The organism is Roseateles sp. (genome assembly GCF_965229315.1).
Taxonomy (GTDB): domain Bacteria; phylum Pseudomonadota; class Gammaproteobacteria; order Burkholderiales; family Burkholderiaceae_C; genus Pelomonas.
In genome coordinates this window covers 1,089,966-1,114,913 of sequence record NZ_CBDDJA010000002.1, presented here as the reverse complement: position 1 = coordinate 1,114,913, position 24,948 = coordinate 1,089,966, and the positions used below count along the sequence as shown (strand labels likewise).

Annotated in this window: 27 protein-coding genes; 11 read left to right on the top strand and 16 right to left on the bottom strand. The window is 69.9% G+C overall.

The genetic code is table 11. The features are described from left to right. Positions 1-27: 27 nt before the first annotated feature. Positions 28-504, top strand: coding sequence for a hemerythrin domain-containing protein (locus ACO07H_RS09935; protein WP_422013600.1), 477 nt, complete (start codon positions 28-30; stop codon positions 502-504). Between the two features lie 269 nt (positions 505-773). Here ACO07H_RS09935 and ACO07H_RS09930 read toward each other — a convergent pair whose 3' ends face one another. Both ACO07H_RS09930 and ACO07H_RS09925 read right to left on the bottom strand, forming a co-directional pair. Further along, positions 774-2,753: a M3 family metallopeptidase gene (locus ACO07H_RS09930; RefSeq protein ID WP_422013598.1), complete on the bottom strand. Its 1,980-nt coding sequence runs from the start codon at positions 2,751-2,753 to the stop codon at positions 774-776. Positions 2,754-2,799: 46 nt separating this feature from the next. Then, positions 2,800-4,710 carry a propionate--CoA ligase gene (locus tag ACO07H_RS09925; protein WP_422013596.1) on the bottom strand — a complete coding sequence of 637 codons (1,911 nt, stop codon included), beginning with the start codon at positions 4,708-4,710 and terminating at the stop codon, positions 2,800-2,802. A 235-nt stretch (positions 4,711-4,945) separates the two neighbouring features. On the opposite strand from ACO07H_RS09925, the gene ACO07H_RS09920 reads away from it, so the two are divergent. Beyond that, a complete protein-coding gene (locus ACO07H_RS09920; RefSeq protein WP_422013594.1) occupies positions 4,946-5,689 on the top strand; it encodes a C40 family peptidase in 744 nt (247 codons plus the stop codon). 3 nt (positions 5,690-5,692) lie between these two features. Here the strand turns inward: ACO07H_RS09920 and ACO07H_RS09915 are convergent, their stop codons facing one another. From ACO07H_RS09915 to ACO07H_RS09855, 13 genes are all read right to left on the bottom strand, one after another. Further along, a complete protein-coding gene (locus tag ACO07H_RS09915; RefSeq protein WP_422013592.1) occupies positions 5,693-6,025 on the bottom strand; it encodes an MmcQ/YjbR family DNA-binding protein in 333 nt (110 codons plus the stop codon). Continuing rightward, positions 6,025-8,073: a phenylacetic acid degradation bifunctional protein PaaZ gene (paaZ, locus tag ACO07H_RS09910; RefSeq protein WP_422013590.1), complete on the bottom strand. Its 2,049-nt coding sequence runs from the start codon at positions 8,071-8,073 to the stop codon at positions 6,025-6,027. Before paaZ ends, ACO07H_RS09915 begins: the two co-directional genes overlap by 1 nt. A gap of 95 nt (positions 8,074-8,168) precedes the next feature. Continuing rightward, entirely contained in the window at positions 8,169-9,314 is a 1,146-nt protein-coding gene (locus ACO07H_RS09905) for an ABC transporter substrate-binding protein (RefSeq protein ID WP_422013588.1), read from the bottom strand. 20 nt (positions 9,315-9,334) lie between these two features. After that, positions 9,335-9,952, bottom strand: coding sequence for a TetR/AcrR family transcriptional regulator (locus ACO07H_RS09900; RefSeq protein ID WP_422013586.1), 618 nt, complete (start codon positions 9,950-9,952; stop codon positions 9,335-9,337). Positions 9,953-10,096: 144 nt separating this feature from the next. Beyond that, positions 10,097-11,158 (bottom strand): 1,2-phenylacetyl-CoA epoxidase subunit PaaE, encoded by a 1,062-nt coding sequence (paaE, locus tag ACO07H_RS09895; RefSeq protein ID WP_422013584.1) that lies wholly within the window; start codon positions 11,156-11,158, stop codon positions 10,097-10,099. 8 nt (positions 11,159-11,166) lie between these two features. Then, a complete protein-coding gene (paaD, locus tag ACO07H_RS09890) occupies positions 11,167-11,634 on the bottom strand; it encodes a 1,2-phenylacetyl-CoA epoxidase subunit PaaD (protein WP_422013582.1) in 468 nt (155 codons plus the stop codon). Further along, a complete protein-coding gene (gene paaC / locus ACO07H_RS09885) occupies positions 11,631-12,398 on the bottom strand; it encodes a 1,2-phenylacetyl-CoA epoxidase subunit PaaC (protein ID WP_422013580.1) in 768 nt (255 codons plus the stop codon). The genes paaD and paaC overlap by 4 nt, the downstream gene beginning before the upstream one ends. 128 nt (positions 12,399-12,526) lie before the next feature. Further along, positions 12,527-12,820: a 1,2-phenylacetyl-CoA epoxidase subunit PaaB gene (gene paaB / locus ACO07H_RS09880; RefSeq protein ID WP_422013578.1), complete on the bottom strand. Its 294-nt coding sequence runs from the start codon at positions 12,818-12,820 to the stop codon at positions 12,527-12,529. An 11-nt stretch (positions 12,821-12,831) separates the two neighbouring features. Further along, complete coding sequence (paaA, locus tag ACO07H_RS09875) at positions 12,832-13,836, bottom strand: 1,2-phenylacetyl-CoA epoxidase subunit PaaA (RefSeq protein WP_422013576.1); 1,005 nt, start codon at positions 13,834-13,836, stop codon at positions 12,832-12,834. 108 nt (positions 13,837-13,944) lie between these two features. After that, positions 13,945-15,243 (bottom strand): phenylacetate--CoA ligase PaaK, encoded by a 1,299-nt coding sequence (gene paaK, locus ACO07H_RS09870; protein WP_422013574.1) that lies wholly within the window; start codon positions 15,241-15,243, stop codon positions 13,945-13,947. Continuing rightward, the gene (gene paaI / locus ACO07H_RS09865) at positions 15,240-15,668 is read right to left on the bottom strand and encodes a hydroxyphenylacetyl-CoA thioesterase PaaI (RefSeq protein WP_422013572.1); all 429 of its coding nucleotides are present in this window, start codon (positions 15,666-15,668) and stop codon (positions 15,240-15,242) included. The genes paaK and paaI overlap by 4 nt, the downstream gene beginning before the upstream one ends. Beyond that, positions 15,668-16,471 carry an enoyl-CoA hydratase-related protein gene (locus ACO07H_RS09860; RefSeq protein ID WP_422013570.1) on the bottom strand — a complete coding sequence of 268 codons (804 nt, stop codon included), beginning with the start codon at positions 16,469-16,471 and terminating at the stop codon, positions 15,668-15,670. The genes paaI and ACO07H_RS09860 overlap by 1 nt, the downstream gene beginning before the upstream one ends. Positions 16,472-16,545: 74 nt before the next feature. Further along, positions 16,546-17,487, bottom strand: a complete 942-nt coding sequence (locus tag ACO07H_RS09855) for a carbohydrate kinase family protein (RefSeq protein ID WP_422013568.1) — start codon at positions 17,485-17,487, stop codon at positions 16,546-16,548. A gap of 73 nt (positions 17,488-17,560) precedes the next feature. Between ACO07H_RS09855 and moaA the strand changes: the two genes are divergently transcribed. The 3 genes from moaA to ACO07H_RS09840 are packed head-to-tail and all read left to right on the top strand — an operon-like array spanning position 17,561 to position 19,761. Beyond that, positions 17,561-18,679, top strand: coding sequence for a GTP 3',8-cyclase MoaA (gene moaA, locus ACO07H_RS09850; protein ID WP_422013566.1), 1,119 nt, complete (start codon positions 17,561-17,563; stop codon positions 18,677-18,679). A gap of 40 nt (positions 18,680-18,719) precedes the next feature. Then, positions 18,720-19,241 carry a molybdenum cofactor guanylyltransferase MobA gene (gene mobA / locus ACO07H_RS09845; protein ID WP_422018624.1) on the top strand — a complete coding sequence of 174 codons (522 nt, stop codon included), beginning with the start codon at positions 18,720-18,722 and terminating at the stop codon, positions 19,239-19,241. Further along, positions 19,234-19,761, top strand: a complete 528-nt coding sequence (locus tag ACO07H_RS09840) for a GNAT family N-acetyltransferase (protein WP_422013564.1) — start codon at positions 19,234-19,236, stop codon at positions 19,759-19,761. Before mobA ends, ACO07H_RS09840 begins: the two co-directional genes overlap by 8 nt. On the opposite strand, the gene ACO07H_RS09835 is transcribed toward ACO07H_RS09840, so the two are convergent. Continuing rightward, positions 19,747-20,364: a YceI family protein gene (locus ACO07H_RS09835; RefSeq protein ID WP_422013562.1), complete on the bottom strand. Its 618-nt coding sequence runs from the start codon at positions 20,362-20,364 to the stop codon at positions 19,747-19,749. The genes ACO07H_RS09840 and ACO07H_RS09835 overlap by 15 nt on opposite strands. 97 nt (positions 20,365-20,461) lie before the next feature. Here ACO07H_RS09835 and ACO07H_RS09830 point away from each other — a divergent pair, with 97 nt between their 5' ends. From ACO07H_RS09830 to ACO07H_RS09805, 6 genes are all read left to right on the top strand, one after another. Next, complete coding sequence (locus ACO07H_RS09830; protein WP_422013560.1) at positions 20,462-20,998, top strand: DUF962 domain-containing protein; 537 nt, start codon at positions 20,462-20,464, stop codon at positions 20,996-20,998. A 147-nt stretch (positions 20,999-21,145) separates the two neighbouring features. Continuing rightward, positions 21,146-22,159 carry a 2-dehydropantoate 2-reductase gene (locus ACO07H_RS09825; RefSeq protein ID WP_422013558.1) on the top strand — a complete coding sequence of 338 codons (1,014 nt, stop codon included), beginning with the start codon at positions 21,146-21,148 and terminating at the stop codon, positions 22,157-22,159. An 87-nt stretch (positions 22,160-22,246) separates the two neighbouring features. After that, positions 22,247-22,825 carry a cysteine hydrolase family protein gene (locus ACO07H_RS09820; protein WP_422013556.1) on the top strand — a complete coding sequence of 193 codons (579 nt, stop codon included), beginning with the start codon at positions 22,247-22,249 and terminating at the stop codon, positions 22,823-22,825. Then, a complete protein-coding gene (locus ACO07H_RS09815; protein ID WP_422013554.1) occupies positions 22,818-23,810 on the top strand; it encodes a GlxA family transcriptional regulator in 993 nt (330 codons plus the stop codon). The genes ACO07H_RS09820 and ACO07H_RS09815 overlap by 8 nt, the downstream gene beginning before the upstream one ends. Before the next feature lie 117 nt (positions 23,811-23,927). After that, complete coding sequence (locus ACO07H_RS09810; RefSeq protein ID WP_422013552.1) at positions 23,928-24,698, top strand: TerC family protein; 771 nt, start codon at positions 23,928-23,930, stop codon at positions 24,696-24,698. A gap of 125 nt (positions 24,699-24,823) precedes the next feature. Then, positions 24,824-24,946, top strand: a complete 123-nt coding sequence (locus ACO07H_RS09805) for a hypothetical protein (protein WP_422013550.1) — start codon at positions 24,824-24,826, stop codon at positions 24,944-24,946. The last annotated feature ends 2 nt before the right edge of the window (positions 24,947-24,948 follow it).

Below are 24,948 nucleotides of genomic sequence, written 5' to 3'. Positions count from 1 at the left end.
GCATCACCGCCTGCCTAGCATTGCGCCATGACCACGCTCGCCTGGACCGATTCCCTCACGTTGAACCAGCCCACGCTGGACACCACCCACCACGAGTTCGTCGACCTGCTGAACGCCTTCGGCGCCGCGCTGGATGGCGGCGGCGACGCCCTGCCCGCCTACCAGGCGCTGCTGGCCCACACCGAGGCGCACTTCGCGATGGAGGAGGACTGGATGGCCCGCTGCGGCTTCGAGCCGCAGAACTGCCACGCCAGCCAGCACGCGATGGTGCTGAACGTGATGCGCGAGGCGCTGCGCTATGCCAACGAGCTGAACGACCGCGAGCCGCTGAACATCCTGCGCACGGAGCTGGCCGGGTGGTTTCCGCAGCATGCCGAGATGATGGACGCAGCCCTGGTGTTCACGATGGCGCAGCGCGGTTTCGACCCGGCGACCGGCGAGTGCCGCGAGGTAGCGGCCGAGGGCGCCAGCCAAAGTTGCGGGTCGGGTAGCTGCGCAAGCTGACGCCACGATTCGGCTGGGTCGGCCCGCGGCGGTGTGCAATTGCTCCGTGTCCCCCGGGCCGGCAAGCCGGCCCTCCTCCTTGACCTGCGCAATTGCACACCCCCGCAACCCGGCCATCTACCGGACGGCCTCGTCCTAGAAACCGGACGCCGCGCAAGCAGGAGGGCGGGTGGGCCTGATGCGCAAGTAAAGGAGGAGGCCGCGCAGCGGCCGGGGGACATGGAGCATCAGGCCCACCCGACCTCCTGCGCCCCACCCCACCCAACAAATTACTTCTTCAGATAGTCAAAGAACGCCTGCGAGTTCGATTCACGACCCAGGAAGTCCTTGACCAGCAACGGCGCCGGCTTCTGCGCGCCCTGCCCCAGCACCAGGTCGCGGTAGCGCTTGCCCACCTCCGGGCTGAGCTTGTCGGCCGCAAACGCGGTGCGCAGGTCCATGGCGACCACCAGGCTCCACAGGTAGCCGTAATAGCCCGCGCCGTAGCCGCCGGCGATGTGGGCGAAGCCGGCGGGGAACATCGTGCCGGGCACGTAGCCCAGCGGTGTCGTGCCTTCCATGCGGGCCCACAGCGGCAGCGGCTCGGGCTTGGCGCTTTGGTGCAGCGCCAGGTCGTAGCTCGCGTACAGGTGCTGGCGGCCGAACTGGCCGCCCTTGCCGTAGTGCTTGGCGGCGAGCGCCTGGTCCACCATCTCGTCGGGCACGGGCTTGCAGGTGGGGCAGACCTCCTGCATCAGCTTGAGCACGTTCTTGTCGTAGACCCAGTCCTCCAGCATCTGCGACGGCGCCTCGACGAAGTCGTGCATGACCGTCGTGCCCGACGTGGCCGCGTAGCGGGTCTTGGACAGGTTCACGTGCACCGCATGGCCCAGCTCGTGCAGCAGCGTCTCCACCTCGTCCAGCGTCAGCCCGTCGCGGTCGAAGTTGACGACCAGCGCCGCCACCGGCGTGCGGGCGACGCGCGTGGCGCTGCCGCGCAGCGGCCAGACCGCCGCGTGGTTGTACTTGCCGTCGCGCGGGTACAGGTCCACGTACATCTGCGCGATGGCCTTGCCCGTGGCCACGTCGCTGACGACATAGGTCTGGGCTTCGTCGTGCCAGAGCGGGTTGGTGACGCGCTCGTACTTCACGCCCATCAGCTTCTCGATGATGTGCATCGCGAACTGCAGGCTGGCCTGCGGCGGGAAGTAGGGACGGAAGGCGTTCTGGTCGACGCTGAACTTCTGCAGCTTCACGCGCTCGCCGTAGAACGTGGCGTCCCAGCGCTCCACCTGGGTCAGCTCCAGCTGCGTGCCGAGATGCTGGGCCTTGGCGGCGCGCAGCTCCCGCAGCTCGGCCTTCTCGCGGGCATTCACGGCGCCGGTCACGGAGTCGAGGAAGCGGGTCGCCGTCGCACCGTCCCTGGCCATCTGGCGGCGCAGGTTGAAGTCCACGTAGTTGTCGTAGCCGAACAGCCTGGCGTACTCGCCGCGCAGCGTCGCGATCTGCGCCAGCAGGTCCAGGTTGGGCTGGCCGCCCTCGTTGGTCTTGGCCAGCCACATGCGCTGGCGCGCCTCGCCGCTCTCGGCGCTGCGCATGACGGGCACGTAGCTCGGGTAGTCCACGCCCAGCAGGATGCGGCCCTGGTCGTCGCGCTTGGCGGTTTCCCAGACGCCGGCGGGCACGCCCTTGAGTTCGGCCTCGGTGAAGGCGACGCGCGTGCCGGCGTCACGGATGTTCTTGTTGAACTGCTGGTCCAGTTCGGTCAGCTTGTCCAGGATCTGCTTGGCGCGCGCACGCTTAGGCGCAGGCAGCGCCACGCCGCTGTCTTCGAACTGGCCCGAGGCCAGACGCACGAACTCGGCGTCGATGCCGTCCTTCTTGGGCGCCTTGCGCAGCGCGCGGTAGAGCTTCTCGTTCTGGCCCAGGCTGGAGGCGAAGTCGGCCCAGCGCAGCGAGCAGGCCTGCGCGGCGTCGCGCACGGCCTTGTCCGGATGCACGTTGAGGACGAAGTCGGTCGGGCCCTGGTGGTCTTCGAGGTAGACCGTCAGGTCGTCGTAGGCAGCCAGCCAGCCGGCGTCGACGCGGCGCTTCTCCAGCGCCTGCACGCGCTGTTTCGCACCTTTCAGCCCGGTATCGCAGGCGGTGTCGACATCGGCCACGGCGCCGAAGGTCGGGAAGTTGGGAGCGGGCAGCTTGGGCTGCGCCTGTGCGGTCGCGGCAGCGAAGGTCAGGGCCAGCACGGCCAACGGGGTCAGGACGGGTTTCATCGCGTCTCCTTGTGGGAAGGGCGCGATTCTGGCGTGCGAATGCCGCTCAGCCGTTCGCCATGCCCAGCAGCGCCTTGACCTGCGCCAGCGCGGTCGGGTCGTCCAGCGTCGTCAGGTCGCCGGGGTCGCGGCCCTCGGCCACGGCCTGCAGCGCGCGGCGCAGCAGCTTGCCGGAGCGGGTCTTGGGCAACAGCGTCACGAAGTGCACCCGCGCCGGCCGCGCCACGGCGCCCAGTTGCGCGTCGACATGCTTCATGACCTCGCCCTCCAGCGCCAGCGAGGCCTGGCCGGGGTCGCGCAACACGGCGAAGGCGACGGCGACCTGGCCCTTGAGCGCGTCGGCCACGCCCACCACGGCGACCTCGGCCACGGCCGCATGGCTGGAGATGCTTTCCTCGATCTCGCGCGTGCCCAGGCGGTGGCCGGCCACGTTGATGACGTCATCCGTGCGGCCGAGGATGAAGGTGTAGCCGTCCGCATCGCGCGTGGCCCAGTCGAAGGTGGAGTAGACCGGGGCCTGGTCACGCCCCGGCACGCTCTTCCAGTAGGTGTCGACGAAGCGTGCGTCGTCGCGCCACACCGTCTGCAGCGCGCCCGGCGGCAGCGGATGCTCGATGACCAGCACGCCCTTCTGGTCGGGCTCTGTCAGCTCGGCGCCGCTGATCTCGTCCAGCAACTTCACGTCGTAGCCATACATGGGCACGCCGGGCGAGCCGAAGCGCGTGGGCACGGCCTGCACGCCGGGGATGTGATGCGCCACCGTCAGCAGCGGCCAGCCGGTCTCGGTCTGCCAGTAGTTGTCGATGATGGGCACGCCCAAGGCCTCCGCGATCCAGCGCACGGTGGGCTCGTCCAGCGGCTCGCCGGCCAGGAACAGCGCGCGCAAGGAAGACAGGTCATGGCGCTTGAGCAGCGCCGCGTCGTGCTTCTTCAGCACGCGCACGGCGGTGGGCGCGCTGAACATCACCGTGACCCGGTACTTCTCGACCAGGCGCCACAGCACCGCGGCGTCAGGGTTGACCGGCGTGCCCTCGAACATCAGCGTCGCCATGCCGTGGATGAGCGGGCCGTAGACGATGTAGCTGTGCCCCACGACCCAGCCGATGTCGCTGGTGGAGAAATAGGTCTCGCCGGGCTTGCCGCCGAAGATCCAGTCCATGCTCGTGGCCAGCGCCACCGCGTACCCGCCCACGTCGCGCTGCACGCCCTTGGGCTTGCCGGTCGTGCCGCTGGTGTAGAGCGTGTAGCTCGGCGTGTTGGACTCCAGCCAGGCGCAGGGCACGCGCTGGCCCCAGTACCGGCGGCGCAGGTCGGCATAGTCCAGGTCGCGCCCGGCCACACGCTCGAACGCCACGAGGCCGCGGTCCACCATCAGCACGGCGGCGGGATGGTGCGTGGACAGCGCGATGGCCTCGTCGAGCAGTGGCTTGTAGGCGATGCGCTTGCCGCCGCGGCTGCCGGCATCGGCGCTGACGATCAGCTTCGGGCCGGCATCGTCGATGCGGCTGGCCAGGCTCACCGACGCGAAGCCGCCGAACACGACCGAATGGATGGCGCCGATGCGCGCACAGGCCAGCATGGCAAACGCCGCCTCGGGGATCATGGGCATGTAGATCAGCACGCGGTCGCCCTGCACCACGCCCTGCGCGGCGAGGATGGCGGCAAAGGCCTCGACCTCGGCCAGCAACTCGGCGAAGCTGTACACCCGCTCCTGGCCCACCTCGGTGGAGACCCACACCAGCGCGCGGTCCTCGGGCCGCGCGGCGGCGTGCCGGTCCACGGCGTTGTGGCACAGGTTGGTGGTGCCGCCCACGAACCAGCGCGCAAACGGCGGCCGGCTCGCATCGCAGATCTGCTGCGGCGGCGTCTGCCAGTCGATGCGTGCGGCCTGCTCGGCCCAGAAGGCGTCGCGGTCGGTCAAGGAGCGGCGGTGGAAATCGGCGTAGGTCTGCGTCATGAGGGAAGTGTGAGCAGGGGCACTGACTGCGATCTGACCCGGGCGACGTGATGCAATTCAGGGTTTACGCGGACTTCTTCGTCGGTCATGCCGGGGTTTGCCCTGATAATTACATGCTTTACGCCCGCTTCGATTGACGGTGCCAGGTCCCCCAAATACCCTGCGTGCCGCTGTCCCACCTCCGCTATCGCGACCGCTTGCGGCTCGCTCCTGGTCCCGGTCCCCGTTCTCCCGAATGCACCTGGTTTCCCCCGTCGCCCTGCTGAATCGCATCGCCGCCGTGTGCCTCCTGGCCGCCGGTTGCGCCGCGCATGCGCAGGGCGTGGCCCAGGCTGCCGTGAACCCGCCGCCCGGCACGATGATGGGCGCCTATGGCCAGAGCCTGCAGCAGCAGGCCAGCGCCGAAGCAAAGGCCTCCGCAAAGACGACGGCCCAGCCCGCGCCGGTCCAGCAGGCGCCGACGCAGGACGCCGTCAGCCGCTTCCTCAGCGAGCGCGGCCTGTTGAACGCCGCCGAGCCCAGCGGCCCGTCGCGGCTGCTGAGCAGCGTGCGCGACACGGCGTCCGACCTCGTGCTGTCGGCGATGAACTTCCTGGGCGTGCGCTACACGCGCGGCGGCAACTCGGTGGAGAACGGCTTCGACTGCAGCGGCTTCACGCGCCATATCTTCGAGATGAGCGTGGGCCTGGTGCTGCCGCGCCGCGCCGATGAACAGGCCAAGTCCAGCACGCTGCTGCCCATCCGCAAGGACGAGCTCAAGCCCGGCGACCTGGTGTTCTTCAACACCATGCGCGCCACATTCAGCCACGTGGGCATCTACGTCGGCGAGGGCAAGTTCATCCACGCCCCCCGCACCGGCAGCGCCGTGCGCGTGGAGGACATGCGCGATTCGTACTGGTCCAAGCGCTTCACCGGCGCCCGCCGTGCGGACCTGAAGGCCGAGGCCACAGCGGGCGGCGAAGGCACGCTGGCGCGCTGAGCTTCAGCGGCCACCCAGGTCGCGCCAGGCTTCGGCCAGCAGTTCAGCGACCCAGCCGGGCCTGGCCTTCGCCAGTCGCAGCTTCACGCCGCAGCGCTTGGCGCCCCAGAACAACGGCTCGACCACACCCGCCTCGCGGGCAATCCATGCGTCGCGGGCATCGTCGTTCCGGATGAACACGCGCAGCTCGGCACCGTCCGGCGTCATCGTGGCGAAGATGCGGCCCGTCGTTCCAGCTTTTGCGCCAGGCAGTCGGAACGAGGTCAGGTCGTGGTGCGGTGTCTCGACCGCACCGGGCAAGGCCAGCGCGAGTTCGCGGGCCTTGCCGGCATCCATCAGCCCGCCACCCGCTTGGCCACCAGCGTCAGGATCTCGTAGCTCGCGCACAGCTCGCCGCGCTGGTTGGTCACGGCCACGTCCCAGCCGATGACACCCTGGGCTGGCTGGTCGTCGCGCGGCGGGCGGTCGATCTTGCGTTTGGCGGTCAGGCGCGCCTGGATGGTGTCGCCGATGGCGACCGGCGTCACGAAGCGCAGGTTCTCCAGGCCGTAGTTCGCGAGCACCGGGCCCGGCGCCGGGCTGACGAACAGGCCAGCGGCGGCCGACAGCACGAAGTAGCCGTGGGCGATGCGCTGGCCGAAGGGCGAGGCCTTGGCCGCCACGTCGTCGAAGTGCATGTAGAAGTAGTCGCCCGACAGGCCGCCGAACGCGACGATGTCGGCCTCGCCCACCGTGCGGCGGTGCGTCAGCAGGCTCATGCCGACCTCGACGTCCTCGAAGTAGCGGCGGAACGGGTGGATGTCGCTCTCGGTGACGACGCCGCCGCGCTGGTACTCGCCGGTGATGGCCGAGATCATCGTCGGCGAGCCCTGCACCGCGCAGCGCTGCAGGTAGTGCTTGACGGCACGCAGGCCGCCCAGTTCTTCGCCGCCGCCCGCGCGGCCGGGGCCGCCATGCTTGAGCTTCGGGAGAGGCGAGCCGTGGCCGGTGTTCTCCAGCGCCGCCTCGCGGTCCAGCACCAGCATGCGGCCATGCCAGGCCGCGAAGGTCGGCACGGCCTGCGCGGCCAGCGCCGGGGTCTTCGTGCAAATGGTGCCGACCAGGCTGCCGCGGCCGAGCGTCGCCAGGTGCAGCGCCTCGTCGAAATCACCGTAGGGCAGCAGCGTCGTCACCGGGCCGAAGGCTTCCAGGTGATGGGCGTCGCTGGTGGCGGAGTCGCGCGCCAGCAGCAGCGTGGGCGCAAAGAAGGCGCCGTCGCCGACGCCCTCGCCCTTGGGCGCGAAGCCATCACGCTCGCTGAACAGCAGCTCGCAGTTCTGTGCCAGTTGCGCGACGCGCTCGGCCACATCGGCCTGCTGCGCCTTGCTGGCCAGCGCGCCCATGCGCACGCCCTCGACGGCGGGGTCGCCCACCACCGTCTTGGACAGTCGCGCCTTCAGCGCCGTGGCGACGGCATCGACGAGGTTGGCCGGCACGATGGTGCGGCGGATGGCCGTGCATTTCTGGCCGGCCTTGGCCGTCATCTCGCGGGCCACTTCCTTGACGAAGAGGTCGAATTCCGGATCGTCCGGCGTCACGTCGGGCGCGAGGATGGCGCAGTTCAGGCTGTCCGCTTCCGCGTTGAAGGGGATGCTCTTCTTGAGCAGGTTGGGGTGAGCCTTCAGCATCAGCGCGGTGTCGGCACTGCCGGTGAAGGTGACGACATCGGATTCATCCAGCCGCTCAAACAGGTCGCCCGTGCCGCCGACGATGAGCTGCAGCGCGCCGACCGGCACCAAGCCGGACTCGACGATGAGCCGCACGCAAGCCTCGGCCACATAACTCGTCGCCGTGGCGGGCTTGACCAGGCAAGGCATGCCGGCCAGGAAGCTGGGCGCGAACTTCTCCAGCATGCCCCACATGGGGAAGTTGAAGGCGTTGATGTGCAGCGCGACGCCGCGCTTGGGCACCATCACATGGCTGCCGATGAAGTGGTTGTTGGCGCCCAGCCGCATGGTCGGGCCCTCATGCAGCACGTTGCTGCTGGGCAGGTCCTTGCCGCCGATGGAGGCGTACGCGAACAAGGTGCCGATGCCGCCTTCGATGTCGATCCACGAGTCGCTGCGCGTGGAGCCGGTGTGGGCGCTGATCGCGTAGAGCTGCTCCTTGCGCTCCATCAGGTAGGTGGCCAGCGCCTTCAGCACGCGGGCGCGGTCCTGGAAGTGCGTGCGCAGCAGGCGGGGCAGCGCGGTGCCGCGCGCGAAGCTCATGGCCTCGGCGAAGTCCAGGCCCTCCTCGTGCGTGTAGGCGACGACGCGGCCGTTGATTGCGCTGGCCAGCGGCTTGGCCGCTCGCTCGCCGACCCAGCGGCCGGCGATGTAGCTCTGGAGTGTGGAAACTGCCATCTGAAATCCTCAGGGCCGCGCACCAGGCCGGCCGTTCGACAAGCCGCCCCGGCACGGGGCGGCTGGGGGCCGCGGCGGGCGCCGCGGCCCAGCGCTTACTTGATCAACACCCAGGCGCCGTCCTTGATGGTGACCATCACGCGGGCGCGCTGGTCCAGGCCCAGGTGGTCCTGCGGCGACATGTTGAACACGCCGTGCGCGCCGGCCACGTTCTTCACGTTCTCCAGCGCATCACGCAGCGCCGCGCGGAAGGCCGGCGTGCCGGGCTGGGCCTTCTTCAGCGCTTCGGGCGCGGCGGCGGCCAGCAGCAGGCCGGCGTCCCAGGCATGGCCGCCGAAGGTGGACACGCTGCCCTTGCCGTTCGCGGCTTCGTACTTGGCGATGTAGTCCAACGCGCTCTTCTTCACCGGGTGGTCGGCCGGCAGCTGGGCGGCGACCAGCACCGGGCCCGAAGGCAGCAGCGTGCCTTCCACGTCCTTGCCGCCCACGCGCAGGAAGTCGTTGTTGGCGACGCCATGCGTCTGGTAGATCTTGCCGGTGTAGCCGCGCTCCTTGAGCGCCTTCTGCGGCAGCGCGGCGGGCGTGCCGGAGCCGGCGATGAGGATGGCGTCGGGCTTGGCAGCCACGAGCTTGAGCACCTGGCCGGTGACGGACGTGTCCGTGCGGTTGTAACGTTCGCTCGCGACGACGTTGAGCTTCTTGGTCGCGGCGATCTTCTGGAACTCGCCCCACCAGCCTTCACCGTAGGCATCGGCAAAACCGATGAAGCCCACGGTCTTGACGCCGTTGTCGGCCATGTGGGTCATGATGGCCAGCGTCATCATGATGTCGTTCTGCGGTGTCTTGAAGACCCACTTCTTCTTCGCGTCCATGGGCTCGACGATGCGCGCCGAGGCGGCCATCGAGATCATCGGCGTGCCGCTCTCGGACACGGCGTCGATCATGGCCAGCGAGTTGGGCGTGACGGTCGAGCCGATGACGACGTCAACCTTGTTCTCGGTGATGAACTTGCGCGTGTTGGCGACGGCTGTCGTCGTGTCGGAGGCGTCGTCCAGGACGATGTAGTTGACCTTCTGGCCGCCGATGGTCGTCGGCATCAACGCGATGGTGTTCTTCTCGGGGATGCCCAGCGACGCGGCCGGGCCGGTGGCAGAGACGGTCACGCCGACGTTGATGTCGGCCTGGGCGCCCAGGGCCAGGCTGGCGGCGGCGGCAAGGGCGAGGTGCTTGAACAGTTTCATCGTGGTGGTCTCCGTTGGGGTTATGGAACGAGGGCGGGCTGGCGCAACTGCACCGCACCCAGACCGCCAAAGAACAGATCGCTGACCAGGGCTGCGAGGGCATCGTGGGACAGCTCGCCCCCCGGCCGCAGCCAGGTGAAGGTCCAGTTGATCATGCCAAACAGCAGCATGGTCAGCGGCTTGTGAAGCCCGGCGTCGCGCAGCTCGGGCCGCACGCCGCACAGCGCCGCAGCGAACTCGGCCACCACGCGGCGCTCCACGTCCAGCAGCCGCTCACGCTCGGCCATGTCGAGGAACTTGATCTCGCTGGTCAGCACGCGGTGCTGGTCCTGCGCATCGGCATAGGCGCGCGTGAAGCGCTCGATCAGCGTGCGCAGTTGCTCGTCGGGCGCGAGCTGCAGCGCCTTCGTCTCCTCCACCAGCGTCAGCAGCGCATGCACGTGGCCGTCGCAGATCTGCGCCAGCAGCGCCTGCTTGTCCTGGACGTAGTGGTACAGCGTGGGCTTGGCCACGCCGCAGGCCTCGGCGACCTGGTTCATGGACGTGGCACTGAAGCCCTGCTCGGCGAACAGCCGTGCGGCGGCGGCGAGGATGTCCTCGCGTTGGGCTTCGAAACCGGGCGCGCGTTTTCTGGCCATGTCAGTGGTGATCTTTTGCGTGCCGAGCGCCGGGCCGCTCCCGAGCCGGCACGCGCCGGCGATGTGTTTGCGGCTCAATGCCGCAAACATCGCCGTCCCCTCGGGGGACCGGCCAAGGTAATCCTTGGACGAGGGGCTTCATTCTCAGCGTTCGTCGAAAGAGATGACGACCCGCTCGGTCAGCGGATGCGCCTGGCAGCTGAGGATGAAGCCGGCGGCGACTTCGTCCTTGTCGAGCGCGAAGTTCTTGTCCATGCGCACCCGGCCCGCCACCAGCTTGCAGCGGCAGGTGGAGCACACGCCGCTCTTGCAGGAGAACGGCACGTCCATGCCTTCACGCGCCGCGGCGTCGAGCAGGCTGGGGTCGCTGGACAGGAATTCGATCTCGCGCGACAGCCCGTCGCGGATGACGGTCACGCGCGCCTCGGGCGCGTCACCGGCCTTGACCTCGTGCGGCACGGGCTTGCCCGCCATCGTCTCGGGCGTGCCGAAGCGCTCGATGTGGATGCGCCCGGCCGGGATGCCGGCACCCAGCAGCGCGGCCTCGGCCTGGTCGTTCATCTCGAACGGGCCGCAGACGAACACCTCGTCCACGCTGCCCGCCGGCACCGGGCCGGCCAGGAAGGCACTGAGCTTGCCGGCGTCCAGCCGGCCGCCGTACAGCGGCGCGTCCACGACTTCACGGCTGAAGATGAGGTGCAGCGACAGCCGCGTCATGAAGCGGTTCTTCAGGTCTTCGAGTTCTTCCTTGAACATCGTCGACGCGGTGCGGCGGTTGGCGTAGATCAGCGTCGCGCGGGCGGTGGGCTCGCGCGCCAGCAGCGCTGTCAGGATGGCGATGATGGGCGTGATGCCCGAGCCACCGGCGATGAACAGCACATGGCGACCGTCGGCCTGCGCGGCCGGCATGACGAAGCGGCCTTGCGGCGGGTAGGACTCGATGATGTCGCCGACCTTCAGCTCGCCATGCACCCAGTTGGAGAACGCGCCGCCGTCGACGCGGCGGATGCCGACCTGCAGGCGACGGTCCGAGCAGATCGAATAGCTGCGGCGCAGTTCCTGGCCGCCGACATTGGCGCGCAGCGTCAGGTACTGCCCGGGCTCGAAGCCGAAGCCGTCGGCGGGCGGCTCGAAGCCGACGACCATGGCGTCTTCGGTGTCGCGCTCGACGGAAGTGACGCGCAGAGGGTGGAAGTGGAGGGCCATCGTCGGGCTCAAATCGGCTTGAAGTATTCGAAAGGTTCTAGGCACTCGATGCAGCGCCACGTGGACTTGCAGGCGGTGGAACCAAAGCGGGACAGCTGCTGCGTGCTGCTGCTGTCGCAACGCGGGCAGCGTAGGCGCGGCACGACGCGGATGGCCTGCTCGCCGCTGCATTGCGGCGGCACGATGCCGTACTGCTGCAGCTTTTCGCGGCCCTCGGGCGTGATCCAGTCGGTGCTCCACGCGGGCGCGCGCTGCATCGTCACTGTCACATCGCCGAATTCGGCCAGCGCGGCGCGCACGTCGTCGGCGATCAGTTCGGTGGCGGGGCAGCCGCTGTAGGTGGGCGTCAGCACCACCTCGACGCCCGAGGCCGTCGCGCGCAGCTCGCGCACGATGCCCAGCTCCACCAGGCTGACCGCCGGGATCTCGGGGTCGGGCACGGTGGCGAGCTTGGCTCGGGCGCTGTCCAGATTCACCACACGCCTGCGGGATAGGTGCGCTGCAGGTGCTGCATGGTGCCCAGCATGTGGCCCATGTGCTCGCTGTGGATGCCGTCGATGCCGCGCGGCTGCATGGCGCTGTCGCGCGGCAGCGTGAGGGTGGCCTGCTGCATCAGCGTGGCCCAGCGGGCGCGCCATTCGGGCTCCAGCTCGCGCCACGCGGGGCCGACGCCGTCCACGCCTTCAGCCGCGAACAACTCGTTGAAGTACGGCCACAGCAGGTGCAGGGCCGCCTGCATGCGCCGCTGGGATTCCTCGGTGCCGTCGCCCAGCCGCACGACCCAGTCGCTGCTGTGCTGGCGGTGGTAGCGCACTTCCTTCAGCGACTTGGCAGCGATGCCGGCCAGCTCGGCGTCGGCGCTGGTCTGCAGGCGCTCGTACAGCAGTTCCAGCCAGCTCGCCATCGCCGCGTTGCGCAGCGTCGTCAGCGCGAAGTCGCGCCCGCCGCCGCCGTCGCTCGGGCTGGACGCCGCGTTGGGCAGCTCCACGAGCACGACGTTGCGGTAGTCCCGCTCCTCGCGCAGGAAGGCGAGCTGGTCTTCATCACGACCGGCGCCTTCGAGCTGGCCGGCGTGGGTCAGCAGCGCCCGCGCCTGGCCCAGCAGGTCCAGCGCGATGTTGGACAGCGCCAGGTCTTCTTCCAGCACCGGCGCGTGGCCGGCCCATTCGGACAGCCGCTGGCTGTGGATGAGGCAGGTGTCCGCCAAACGCAAGACATAAACAAATTTGGGATCGGCCATATGGGGTTCGCAGTTCAACTCGCGGCAAGTGGTGTCTGACTCAGCGGACTCCACAGAACCGGCTTTGCCGGGCTGTTGGAGTCGCCCCCTTGAGGGGGCTCGCGAAGCGAGTAGGGGGTGGTCCGTCCTTACATGTGGTTCAGTTCGTCCGGCAGTTCATAGAACGTCGGATGGCGATACACCTTGTCGTCGGCCGGGTCGAACAGGCTGCCCTTTTCGGCCGGGTCGCTGGCGACGATCTGCTCGGAGCGCACGACCCAGATGCTGGTGCCTTCCTGGCGGCGCGTGTAGACGTCGCGCGCCATCTGGATGGCCATGGCCGAATCGGCCGCGTGCAGGCTGCCGCAGTGCTTGTGGTCCAGCCCCGCCTTGCTGCGCACGAACACTTCCCACAGCGGCCATTCGTTCTTCGGATTGCTCATCTTGTTCTTCCTCAGGCCGCTTGGGCCCTGGTGGCTTGCTTGCGTGCGTGGGCCAGCGCCGCATCGCGCACCCAGGCGCCGTCGTCCCAGGCCTTGTTGCGGGCGGCCAGGCGCTCGCGGTTGCAGGGGCCCTCGCCGCCCACCACGGCCCAGAACTCGCGCCAGTCGATCTCGCCGAAGTCGTACGCATCGCGCTCGGCGTTCCACTTCAGCGCCGGGTCCGGCACCGTCACGCCGAGGATGTCGGCCTGCGGAATGGTCGCGTCGACGAACTTCTGGCGCAGCTGGTCGTTGGTCACGCGCTTGATGCCCCAGCGCATGCTCTGCTCGGAGTTGGGCGAATCTTTGTCCGCCGGGCCGAACATCATCAGCGACGGCCACCACCAGCGGTTCACGGCGTCCTGCACCATGGCCTTCTGCGCCGCGATGCCGTGGGTCATCATCGTCAGCAGGCTCTCATAGCCCTGGCGCTGGTGGAAGCTCTCTTCGCGGCAGACGCGGATCATGGCCCGCGCATACGGCGCATACGAGCAGCGGCACAGCGGCACCTGGTTCATGATGGCCGCGCCATCCACCAGCCAGCCGATGACGCCGATGTCGGCCCAGGTCAGCGTCGGGTAGTTGAAGATGGAGCTGTACTTGGCCTTGCCCGACAGCAGCGCCTCGGTCATCTCGTCACGGCTGGTGCCCAGCGTCTCGGCGGCGGCGTAGAGGTACAGGCCGTGACCGCCCTCGTCCTGCACCTTGGCGAGAAGAATCGCCTTGCGCTTGAGTGTCGGCGCGCGCGTGATCCAGTTGCCCTCGGGCAGCATGCCGACGATCTCGCTGTGCGCATGCTGGCTGATCTGGCGCACCAGCGTCTTGCGGTAGTGCTCGGGCATCCAGTCCTTGGCCTCGATGAACTCGCCGGCGGCTATGCGGGCTTCGAAGGCCTCCTCGCGCTGCAGGTCCTCGGCGCTCTTGACCACTTTCGGCTTGGCCTCGCGGGCCATCAAATCCATTGCTTGCGTATACATGTGCAGGCTCCTAAATGCATTGACCGAGCGACCACCGCAGAACCGGCTTTGCCGGGCTGCTGGTGGTGCCCCCTCGAAGGGGGCGCGCGAAGCGCGTAGGGGGTGGTCTCATTTTTTGCGTTGATCCACGACGCGGCGGGCCTTGCCGACCAGCGTGCGCTCGATGGATTCGTTGGGCTCGACGCTGATGCGCGCCGTCACGCCGATCAGGTTCTTGATGCGCTCGGACAGGCGCTTGGCGATGCCGTCGTCGGTCGCGCCCAGCGCCAGCTCGCAGCGGATGACCAGTTCGTCCATGTGGCCGTCGCGGCTGACCACCAGCTGGTACTGGCCGCCGAGGCCCTTTTCCTGCAGCACCAGCTCCTCGACCTGCGTCGGGAACAGGTTGACGCCGCGGATGATGAGCATGTCGTCGCTGCGGCCGACGATCTTGCCCATGCGGCGCATGGCGCGTGAGGTGGGCGGCAGCAGGCGCGTCAGGTCACGCGTGCGGTAGCGGACGACGGGCATCGCTTCCTTGGACAGCGACGTGAACACCAGTTCGCCCTCCGAACCGTCCGGCAGCACCTCGCCGGTCTCGGGGTCGATGATCTCCGGGTAGAAATGGTCTTCCCAGATGACCGGGCCGTCCTTGCTCTCCACGCATTCGCTGGCGACACCCGGGCCCATCACTTCGGACAGCCCGTAGATGTCCACCGCGTCGATGCCGGCGCTGGCCTCGATGTCACGGCGCATCGCCTCAGTCCACGGCTCGGCGCCGAAGATGCCGACCTTCAGCGACGACTCGCGCGCATCCAGCCCCTGGCGCGTGAACTCCTCCACCAGCACCTGCATGTAGCTGGGCGTCACCATGATGATGTCGGGCTTGAAGTCGGTGATGAGCTGCACCTGCTTCTCAGTCTGGCCGCCGCTCATCGGGATGACGGTGCAGCCCAGCCGCTCGGCGCCGTAGTGCGCGCCCAGGCCGCCGGTGAACAGGCCGTAGCCGTAGGCCACGTGCACCAGGTCGCCCGCACGGCCGCCCGCGGCGCGGATGGAACGCGCGACGAGGTTGGCCCAGTGGTCGATGTCCTTGAGCGTGTAGCCGACGACGGTCGGCTTGCCCGTGGTGCCGGACGACGCATGGATGCGCGCCATCTTCTCGCGCGGCATCGCGAACATGCCGAACGGGTAGTTCGCGCGCAGGTCGTGCTTGGTCGTGAACGGGAACTTGGCGAGATCGGCCAGCGTCTTCAGGTCCGACGGGTGCACGCCCTTCGCGTCGAACGTCGCCTTGTAGTGCGGCACGTGGTCGTAGGCGTGCTGCAGGCTCCAGCGCAGGCGCTCCAGTTGCAGCGCCTGCAGTTCGTCGCGGCTGGCGGTCTCGATGGGGTCGAGGTCACCGGGGCGGGGGGCTTTCACGGTCATGCTTCAAACACCTTTCTTTCACCCAGACGGTACGAACGGCCACGGAACATGGCGATCAGGTCGCCGTTCTGGTTCTTCACCGTGATGTCGTACAGCCCCGTGCGGCCGGCCAGGGATGTCTCCTCCGCCGTCGCCGTCAAGACGTCATTCAATTGGGCGCTCTTCAGGATGTCGATGCCGAAGCCCGACGCCACCGTCAGCGCGTTGCGGCTGTTGCAGGCGAACGCGAACGCCGAGTCGGCCAGCGTGGCGATCAACCCGCCATGGCAGATCGCGAAGCCGTTCAGCATGTCGGCACGCACCGTCATCGTCGCCACCGCGCGGCCGGGCGAGACCTCGGTGATCTGCAGCCCCAGCATGCGGCTGGCGGCGTCGTCCGCGAACATCACGTCGCGGACCTTCTCGGCAATGGCTTGCGCGTCCATCAGCGGTCCTTGAACTCAGGCTGGCGCTTGTCCATGAACGCGGCCACGCCTTCCAGGTAGTCGTGCGCAAAGCCCAACTGGCTCTGCAGCGCCGCCTCGCGCTTCAGCGCGGTCTCGTAGTCGAGCTTCAAAGCCTCGTCGATCGCGCGGCGCGTCTCGACCAGCGCGCGGGTGGGCATGCCGGCCAGCTTCTGCGCCAGCGCCATCGCGGCGCCCTGCAGTTCGGCGTCGGGCACGACACGCGCGATCAGACCGAGCGCCTGGGCGTCCACGGCCTTGAGCTTGTCGCCCAGCAGCGCCAGCTCCAGCGCCTTGGCGCGGCCCACGAGGCGCGGCAGCAGCCAGGTGCCGCCGCAGTCGGGCAGCAGCCCGATCCGGGAAAACGCCTGGATGAAACTGGCTCCCTCCGCCGCCAGCACGATGTCGCAGCCCAGCGCCATGTTGGCGCCCGCGCCCGCGGCCACGCCGTTGACGGCGGCCACCACCGGCACCGGCATGCTGCGCAGCCGCAGCGCCAGCGGGATGTAGTACTGGTCCAGCATGTGGCCGATGTCCTTGGGAGCCGCGCCCGGGTCGCGGCTGGGCGCCACATGCGGGTCGGCCAGGTCCTGGCCGGCGCTGAAGGCGCGGCCGGCGCCGGTGAGCAGCACGCAGCGCGTCTGCGCGTCAATCGCGGCGGCTTCCAGCGCCTGGCGGAGCTGGACCAGCAGGGCCGACGTGAACGCATTCAGCGCCTCGGGGCGATTCAGGCGCAGCAGGCAGACGCCGCCGTGCTGTTCGATCTGGATCATTTGTTCGGACATGGGATTTCTCTACCGACCGGTCGGTTAATCGTAGGACTCCCTGTGATTGGGATCAAGTGGGACCCGAGAAAACCCTAGTTTTCGATGATCTCGACGGCCTCCGCCAGCGCCGCCACCTGGCCGGGCTGCGGCGGCGCGAAGCCCGGCGCGGTGCAGGCGGCCGCGCCGGCCGCCAGCGCCCAGCGCAGGTGCTGCTCGACCGGTGCGCCGGCATCGCGCAGCAGGCTGTCCAGCAGGCCGGCGAGCGCCGAATCGCCAGCGCCGACGGTATCGACCACATCGACCCGCGGCGGCAGCGCCGTGCACTCCTGAACGCCGTGGTACAGCGTCGCACCCTCGGCGCCGCGTGTCAGCAGCAGCCAGGCACGGGGGTTCCAGGCGGCGATCTGCGCCAGCCCGGTGCGGTGGTCCTTCACGCGGAACAGGCCCCGCAAGTCCTCGTCGGACACCTTGATGACGTCGGCCAGCCGGCACATCTGTTCCAGCGTGTCGTCGTAGCTGGCGTCCATCGGCGGCGCGCGGAAGTTGGGGTCGTAGCTGATGAGCCGGCCTTCGGACTTGAGGGCCTCGGCCAGCGCCAGCAGCCGGCCCGCCAGCGGCTCGCGCACCAGGCCCAGGCTGCCGAAATGCGCCCAGCGCAGCGAGCGCGTCCAGCCCATGGGCAGGCCCTCGGGGCGGAAGTGCAGGTCCGCGCTGTCCTGGCCGATGAAGAAGTAGCGCGGCGGGTCCACCTCGTGCACGATGGCCAGCAGCGGCGGCCGCGCCAGTTGCTGGATGAAGCGCATGTCCAGGTGCGCCTCCTGGCTGCAGCGCCAGATCTCTTCGCCGAACGGGTCCTGGCTGATGGCGCCGGCGAAGGCGCTCAAGCGGCCCAGCGCCGACATCGCCACGGCCACGTTCCAGGGCGAGCCGCCGCAGGTGCTGCGCCAGCGGTCCGGGCCGATGCGGATCAGGTCGGTCAACGCCTCGCCGAAAGCAATGAAATGCGGCAGGTCGGAATGCAGAATGTGAACCATCTGCGGCGATTCGACCCCTTAGCGCCAGCCACCGCAAGCCCCTCGGATATCGCCGCGCTGACACAATCGCTGCATGCCCGCCCGCGTGATCCCCCTGCACGACGCCCGCCTGGTGAGCCTCACGCCGCCGCCGCTGCAACCCATGTCGCCTGGTGTGCCGCTGGCCGACACGCTGGGCCGCCCGCTGCACGACCTGCGCATCTCGGTGACGGACCGCTGCAACTTCCGCTGCAGCTACTGCATGCCCAAGCAGGTGTTCGACAAACACCACCAGTTCCTGCCCCACGCCGATCTCCTCAGCTTCGAGGAGATCACGCGGCTGGCCCGCGTCTTCGCCGGCCTGGGCGTCGAGAAGCTGCGCATCACCGGTGGCGAGCCGCTGCTGCGCCGCCACCTGGAGACGCTCATCGGCCAGCTCGCGCAACTGCGCACGCCCGACGGCCGCGAGCTGGACCTGACGCTGACCACCAACGGCTCGCTGCTCACGCGCAAGGCCGCGGCGCTGAAGGCCGCCGGACTGAAGCGCCTCACCGTCAGCCTGGACGGGCTGGACGACGCCGTCTTCCAGCGCATGAACGACGTGGGTTTCCCCGTGTCCGACGTGCTGGACGGCATCCGCGCCGCGCAGGCCGCGGGCCTGGGGCCGATCAAGGTCAACATGGTCGTGCAGCGCGGCGTCAACGACGACCAGATCCTGGCGATGGCGCGCCATTTCAGGCACAGCGGCGTCGTGCTGCGCTTCATCGAGTACATGGACGTCGGCGCCACCAACGGCTGGCGCATGGACCAAGTGCTGCCCAGCGCGGAGGTGCAGCGCCGCATCGCCGCCGAGTTCGCGCTGACGCCGCTGTCGCACAGCGCGCCGGGCGAAACCGCCGAGCGCTGGGCCTACGCCGACGGCGGCGGCGAGATCGGCTTCATCTCGTCGGTCACGCAGGCCTTCTGCGGCGACTGCAACCGCGCGCGGCTGTCCACCGAAGGGCGGCTCTACACCTGCCTGTTCGCCACCCGCGGGCACGACTTGCGCGGCCTGCTGCGCGGCATCGAGCCGGTGGAAGACGAGCAGATCGCCGCCGCAGTGGCCAGCGTGTGGTCGGGTCGCGCCGACCGCTACTCGCAGCTGCGCGGCCAGGGCGGCGCCATGCCCGCCGAGGGCGAGCGCCGCGTCGAGATGCACTACATCGGTGGCTGACATCCACGCCCTCGTCCTCGCTGGCGGCCGAGGCAGCCGCATGGGGGGCGTGGACAAGGGCTTGCAACTGCTGGACGGCCGGCCGCTCGCCGCCCACGTCGTCGCCCGCCTGACGGCACAGGCCTGCCGCGTGCTCATCAGCGCCAACCGCAACGCCGACCGCTACGCCGCGCTTGGCCACGGCGTGCTGGCAGACCCGCCCGGCCTCGAATTCGCCGGGCCGCTGGCCGGCATGCTGGCCGGCCTGCGCGCGATCCCCGACGACGCCTGGCTGCTGACCGCGCCCTGCGACGGCCCTCGCCTGCCGCACGACCTGGCCGCCCGCCTGCGGGCCGCCGCCGAGCCGCACGGCCTGGCATTCGCGCACGCGGCCCGCGACCACCCGACGCACGCGTTGCTGCACGCCCGCCTGCGCGCGCCGCTGGCCGCCTACCTGGACGGCGGCGGCCGGGCCGTGCTGCGCTGGATGACCGCTCAGCCGCACGGCGTCGCGCAGTTCGACGACGAAGCGGCCTTCGCCAACCTCAATACGGCGGCCGAACTGGAGGCGCAGCGTGACTGACACCGTCAACATCCGGGCGATGCTGGAGCCGGACCTGCCGGCCTACAAGGCGCTGCGCGACGCGATGCTGACCCGCCACCCTGACGCCTTCACGTCGGACGCCGAGACCGAAAGCCGGCGCGACCTGGCCAGCTACCGCAGCCGGCTCACCGGCGGCGCGAACGGCGCCACACTGTTCACGCTCGTCGCGCTGGAAGGCACCCGCCTCGTCGGCGCGCTGACCTGCGAGCGCGAGCCCCGGCGCAAGGTGCAGCACATCGCCCACCTGATCGGCATGATGGTGGCCGACACCCACCGCGGCCGCGGCATCGGCCGGGCGCTGCTGGCCGCCGCTCTCGACAAGCTGCGCGCCACGCCCGGTCTGGCCCAGGTCACGCTGAGCGTGACGGCGACCAACCGCGCCGCCATCGGCCTGTACGAAACCCTGGGCTTCGAGCGCTACGGCACGCTGTCGGATGCGATACGCCTGCCCGATGGCCGCAGCCTGGGCAAGGACCTGATGCGCCTAAGGCTGGACTAGCTCGAACTGGATCACCAGTTCGTCCTTCACGGCCAGCAGCCCGCCCATCACCGTGAACGGCTGGATGCCGAAGTCGCTCTGCCGGATGACGACCTCGCCCAGCGCCCGCCGGCCGTCCACGTGGGCGACGAACCACTGACGGCGCGTGGCGCCGTGCAGCGTGATCTCCGCCTCCACGGCGCGCAGGCCGCCCTCCCCCACCTGCTGCAGCGTGCGCACGACGACCTCCGGATGGGCTGCCCCGTCCAACGCCTTCAACAGGTTGGTGCGCGTGCCGGCGCGGTCCGTGTCGTCCATCGCGCTGGCAAAGCCCGGGCCCAGGGTCGCGCGCAGCGCGGGCGGGTCGACCTCCAGCGCATCCAGCCGCAGGCGCAGCACCGGGCCCGCGGCCGGCCAGTCCACGCGCAGGTCGCCCGCCCGCAGCACGTGGTTGTGGCCCAGGCGAGCCGCCGCGCCACCACGGAACACCAGCACCCGCAAGTCGTTGCCTTCGAAGGCCGCGACCGCAGGCGCCGAGCCCGGCGGCGCACCGGCGCAGCCCGCCAGCGCAGCCAGCGCCACAGCCAGCGAGAGTCGCCGCGTGAATGTCGTTTGCAAGCTCAAGTCGGGCACTTTGCTGGGGATTTGTCAGGCCCGGCAGGGCACGCCCGCGCCAGGCTGGACTAGCATAGCCCCCATCCTCCTGCATGGAGCCGCAACGATGGCCAGCCTGTTCCGCCCCGCTCTCGACCTGATGACGCAGTACGCCGCCTACCACCGCGACCGCCGCAACATCGCGACGCACTTCATCGGCATCCCCCTCATCGTCTTCGCCATCAGCGTGCTGCTGTCGCGCGCCGAGTTCACCGTGACCGATGCGCCCATGAACGCGGCCATCGTGCTGTGGGCCGTGACGGCGCTGTGGTATCTGACGCGCGGCAACCTCGTGCTGGGCGCCGCGACGGCCATCGTCAACGGCGTGCTGACCGCGCTGGCCATGCCCATGGCCCAGGGCTCGACGGCCGGCTGGCTGACCGTGGGCGTCGGCAGCTTCGTCGTCGGCTGGGTGTTCCAGTTCATCGGCCATTACTACGAGGGCAAGAAGCCGGCGTTCGTCGACGACCTCGTGGGCCTGCTCGTCGGCCCGATGTTCGTCGTCGGCGAGGCGATGTTCATGCTCGGCTGGGGGCGCCCGCTGCTGGCCGAGATCGAACGCCGCGTCGGCCCGACGCACCTGCGCGACCTGGCCCATCCTTGACGCCCCTCGTCCAAGGCTTACCTTGGCCGGTCCCCCGACGGGACGGCGATGCTCACGGCATTGAGCCGCTCGCGCATCGCTGGCGCGGGCCAGCTTGGGAGCGGCCAGGCGCTCGGCCCGCTAACCTCCTCGTGGTTCGCTGACCCGATGACCGGCGTTCTCGTCATGGGCGCCGGCTCCGTCGGCTGCTTCGTCGGCGGCCTGACCCAGTTGGCCGGCGTGCCGGTGCACTTCGTGGGCCGCCCACGCGTGCTGGCGGCGCTGCGAAAGCACGGCCTGCGGCTGACCGACCAGGACGGCCTGGACCGCCACATCCCGCCGCTGCAACTGCGCCTGCACGAGGAGCCGCCCGCCGGCCTGAAGCCCGACCTCGTGCTGCTGTGCGTGAAGTCCGGCGCCACGGTGGAGGCCGCCACGGCGCTGGGCCTGACGCTGCCGCTGGGCACACCGGTCGTCAGCCTGCAGAACGGCATAGCCAACGCCGATGCCGCGCGCCAGGCCGTGCCGCAACTGCATTGGCACGCCGGCATGGTGCCGTACAACATCGCCGAGATCGGCCCCGGGCACTACCACCGCGGCACGGGCGGCGCGCTGGCCGCCGAGGGCGGCCCGGCCGACGTGGCGCTGGGCGCCTGGCAGACCGCGCTGGCCCGCGTGGGCATGCGGCTGGACCTGCATGCCGACCTTGCGCCGGTGCAGTGGGGCAAGCTGCTGCTGAACCTGAACAACCCGGTCAATGCCTTGTCAGGCCGGCCGCTGCGTGACGAGCTGCTGCAGCGCGGCTACCGGCGCGCGTTCGCCGCGCTGCAGCAGGAGGCGCTCGACCTGCTGGACGCCGCCCGCTGCCCGGTCGCGCAGCTCACGCCGCTGCCGCCGCGCCGGCTGCTGGTGCTGCTGCGCATGCCCACGTTCGTGTTCCGGCTGGCGGCGGCGCGCATGCTGCGCATCGACGCCCAGGCGCGCTCCAGCATGGCCGACGACCTGGCGCACGACCGCGTCACGGAGATCGACGCGCTGTGCGGCGAGGTGGTGCGCCTGGCGCGCAGCCTGGGCCGCAGCGCGCCGCTGAACGCTCGCATGCGCGACCTCGTGACGGCCTGGCCCCGGCGCCGCCAGCCCTACGCACCGGCCGAGCTGCTGCGCGCACTCGGTTTGTCCTGAATTGATCGATCTCCGTCTGGCCGTGCGTGGCGGCGCCTGCCCGGCAGAGGAACACTGGCCGCCTCCATCCACGCCCCGAGGCCCGCCATGACCACCGCCCTGATCGTCATCGACGTCCAGCACTCCTTCACCCAGCGCCCCACGTTCGAAACCGAGGACCTGCCCGCCTACCTTGCCGCGCAGAACCGCCTCATCGAAGGCTTCCAGGCCGCAGGCCTGCCCATCGTCCGCGTGTTCCACGTGCAGCCCGATGCAAGCGGCACCGACCCCTTCAGCCTGCTGAGCGGCCACGTGCGGCCGCTGGACGGCTTGCGCGACTTCACGGCCGACCTCACCGTGCACAAGGCCCGCCACAGCGCGCTGGTCGGCAGCGGCCTGGACGTGTGGCTGACGCGGCACGGCATCCGCCAGCTCGTCATCAGCGGCATCCGCACCGAGCAATGCTGCGAGACAACCACGCGGCACGCCAGCGACCTGGGCTGGGATGTCATCTACGTGCCCGAAGCGACGCTCACGTTCACGATGCAGCACCCCGACGGCAGCCCGCTGACGCCCGCGCAGCTCCGCGCCCGCACGGCCGCCGTGCTGGACGGCCGCTTCGCCCGCGTGCTGGACACCGAGGCCGCGCTGCAGGTGGTCACTGCCCGGGAAGCCGCCGTTGCCTGAGCCCAAGCAGGTCCTGTTCGTGCTGCAGGACGACAGCCTCGTGCTCGACTGGGCCGGCCCGGCCGAGGCCTTGCGCCTGGCCAGCCTGGAGGTCACCGCGCTGAAGCTGGACGTGCCGGCACTCGACTTGCGCTTCGCCGGCCCGCGGGCCGAGGCCACCGGCTCGGTGGGCATACGACTGCAGGCGCTGGAGCCGCTGCCGGACACGTTGCCCGACGGGAGCTGGGTGGTGCTGGTCGGCCGCACCTCCGCCGCCGAGGCGCGCGCACCCTCCGCCAGGCGCGAGCTGCTCGCGTGGCTGGCCCACCTCGCACCGGGCCGCGCGGGCCTGCGCCTCGTGACGGTCTGCTCCGGCGCGCTGCTCGCCGCCCAGGCCGGCCTGCTGGACGGCCGTCGCGCCACGACGCACCACCATCACCTGGACGACCTCGCCCGCCTCGCGCCGCGCTGCACCGTGCTGCAGGACCGCGTCTTCGTGCGCGACGGCGAGCTGTTCACCAGCGCCGGCGTGACGGCCGGCATCGACCTCGCGCTGCACCTGATTGCCGAGCATGCCGGCGAACTGGTGGCCGCCCGTGTGGCCGAGCAGATGGCCGTGGCGCTGCGCCGCGGCCCGGGCGACCCGGAGCTGTCGCCGCTGCTGGCGCACCGCCAGCACCTGAACGCACGGCTGCACCGCGTGCAGGATGCATTGAGCCGGGCGCCGGGCGAGGACTGGCCGCTGGCGCGCATGGCCGGCCTGGCCGCCACGACGCCGCGCACGCTGAGCCGGCTGTTCGCGCAGCACGCCGGCACCAGCCCGCAGGCCTACCTGCGCGGCGTGCGGCTGGCCGTCGCGAAACGGGCACTGGCGGCCGGCGCCAGCGTGGCAGCGGCCAGCGATGCGGCCGGCTTCAGCTCCGAGCTGCAGTTGCGTCGCGCCTGGGCGGCCGCCGGCTGGCCGGGTTCGCCCTCGGGCGCCCGGCGCCCGGCGCAGCAGGCGTAGCCGAAGTCCCGCGGCGCCCATAACCCCCGGAAAACCGAACTGTCCGTCAGTCCGCCACTGCGTGCGGCCCGGGCGGCGGCTGACGAAAATCACGGGCTCGCCATACCATCCCTGCCCATGCTCGAACTGCTGTCCAACCCGCAGACCTGGATCGCCCTCGCCACGCTGACCGCGCTGGAGCTGGTGCTGGGCATCGACAACATCATCTTCATCAGCATCCTGGTGGACAAGCTGCCCAAGGCGCGCCAGGAATTCGCGCGCCGCCTGGGCCTGTTCATGGCCATGTTCATGCGCATCGGCCTGCTGATGATGCTGGCGTGGATCGTCGGCATGGTGGAGCCGCTGTTCACGCTGCCCGTCCTCGACAAGGGCATCTCCGGCCGCGACCTCATCCTCATTGCCGGCGGCCTGTTCCTGATCTGGAAGAGCACCGGCGAAATCCACGGCTCGCTGGAAGGCGAGGACGACGCCCACGGCACGACGGCCGGCAAGGCCAAGGCCGCGTTCGGCGCGGTCATCGTGCAGATCATGCTGATCGACCTGGTGTTCTCGCTGGACTCCATCATCACGGCCGTCGGCATGGTGGACGACGTGCGCATCATGATCGCCGCCGTGGTCTGCTCGGTCGCGATGATGATGCTGTTCGCCGGTCCCATCGGCCGCTTCGTGTCCAACCACCCGACGATCAAGATGCTGGCGCTCAGTTTCCTCGTCGTCGTGGGCGTGGTGCTGGTGGCGGAAGGCTTCGGCCACCACGTGCCCAAGGGCTACATCTACTTCGCGATGGCGTTCTCGCTGGGTGTCGAGATGATGAACATCAAGATGCGCAAGAACTCGGCGACCAAGGTCAAGCTGCGCCAGCAGATGCCGGGCGGCGACGAGGCGTGAGACCGCGCCGATCGGCGAAGATCGGCGGCCATGCAGCCGCCGTGCCGACCGCCTGGCGCCACCGCGCATGACCCTGCCACCGGCGCGGGGCTGAACCGCCGCCGCGCCCCCACATGGGAGACGTCGTGACACGCTGGCTCATTGCCCTGGCGTTTGCCGCCTGCCTGCCCGCCACGGCCCAGCCGCTGGTGCGGCTCGATCACATCCCCACCGCGGTGCACAGCCTGGCGCGGGTCGTGGCCGACTGAAC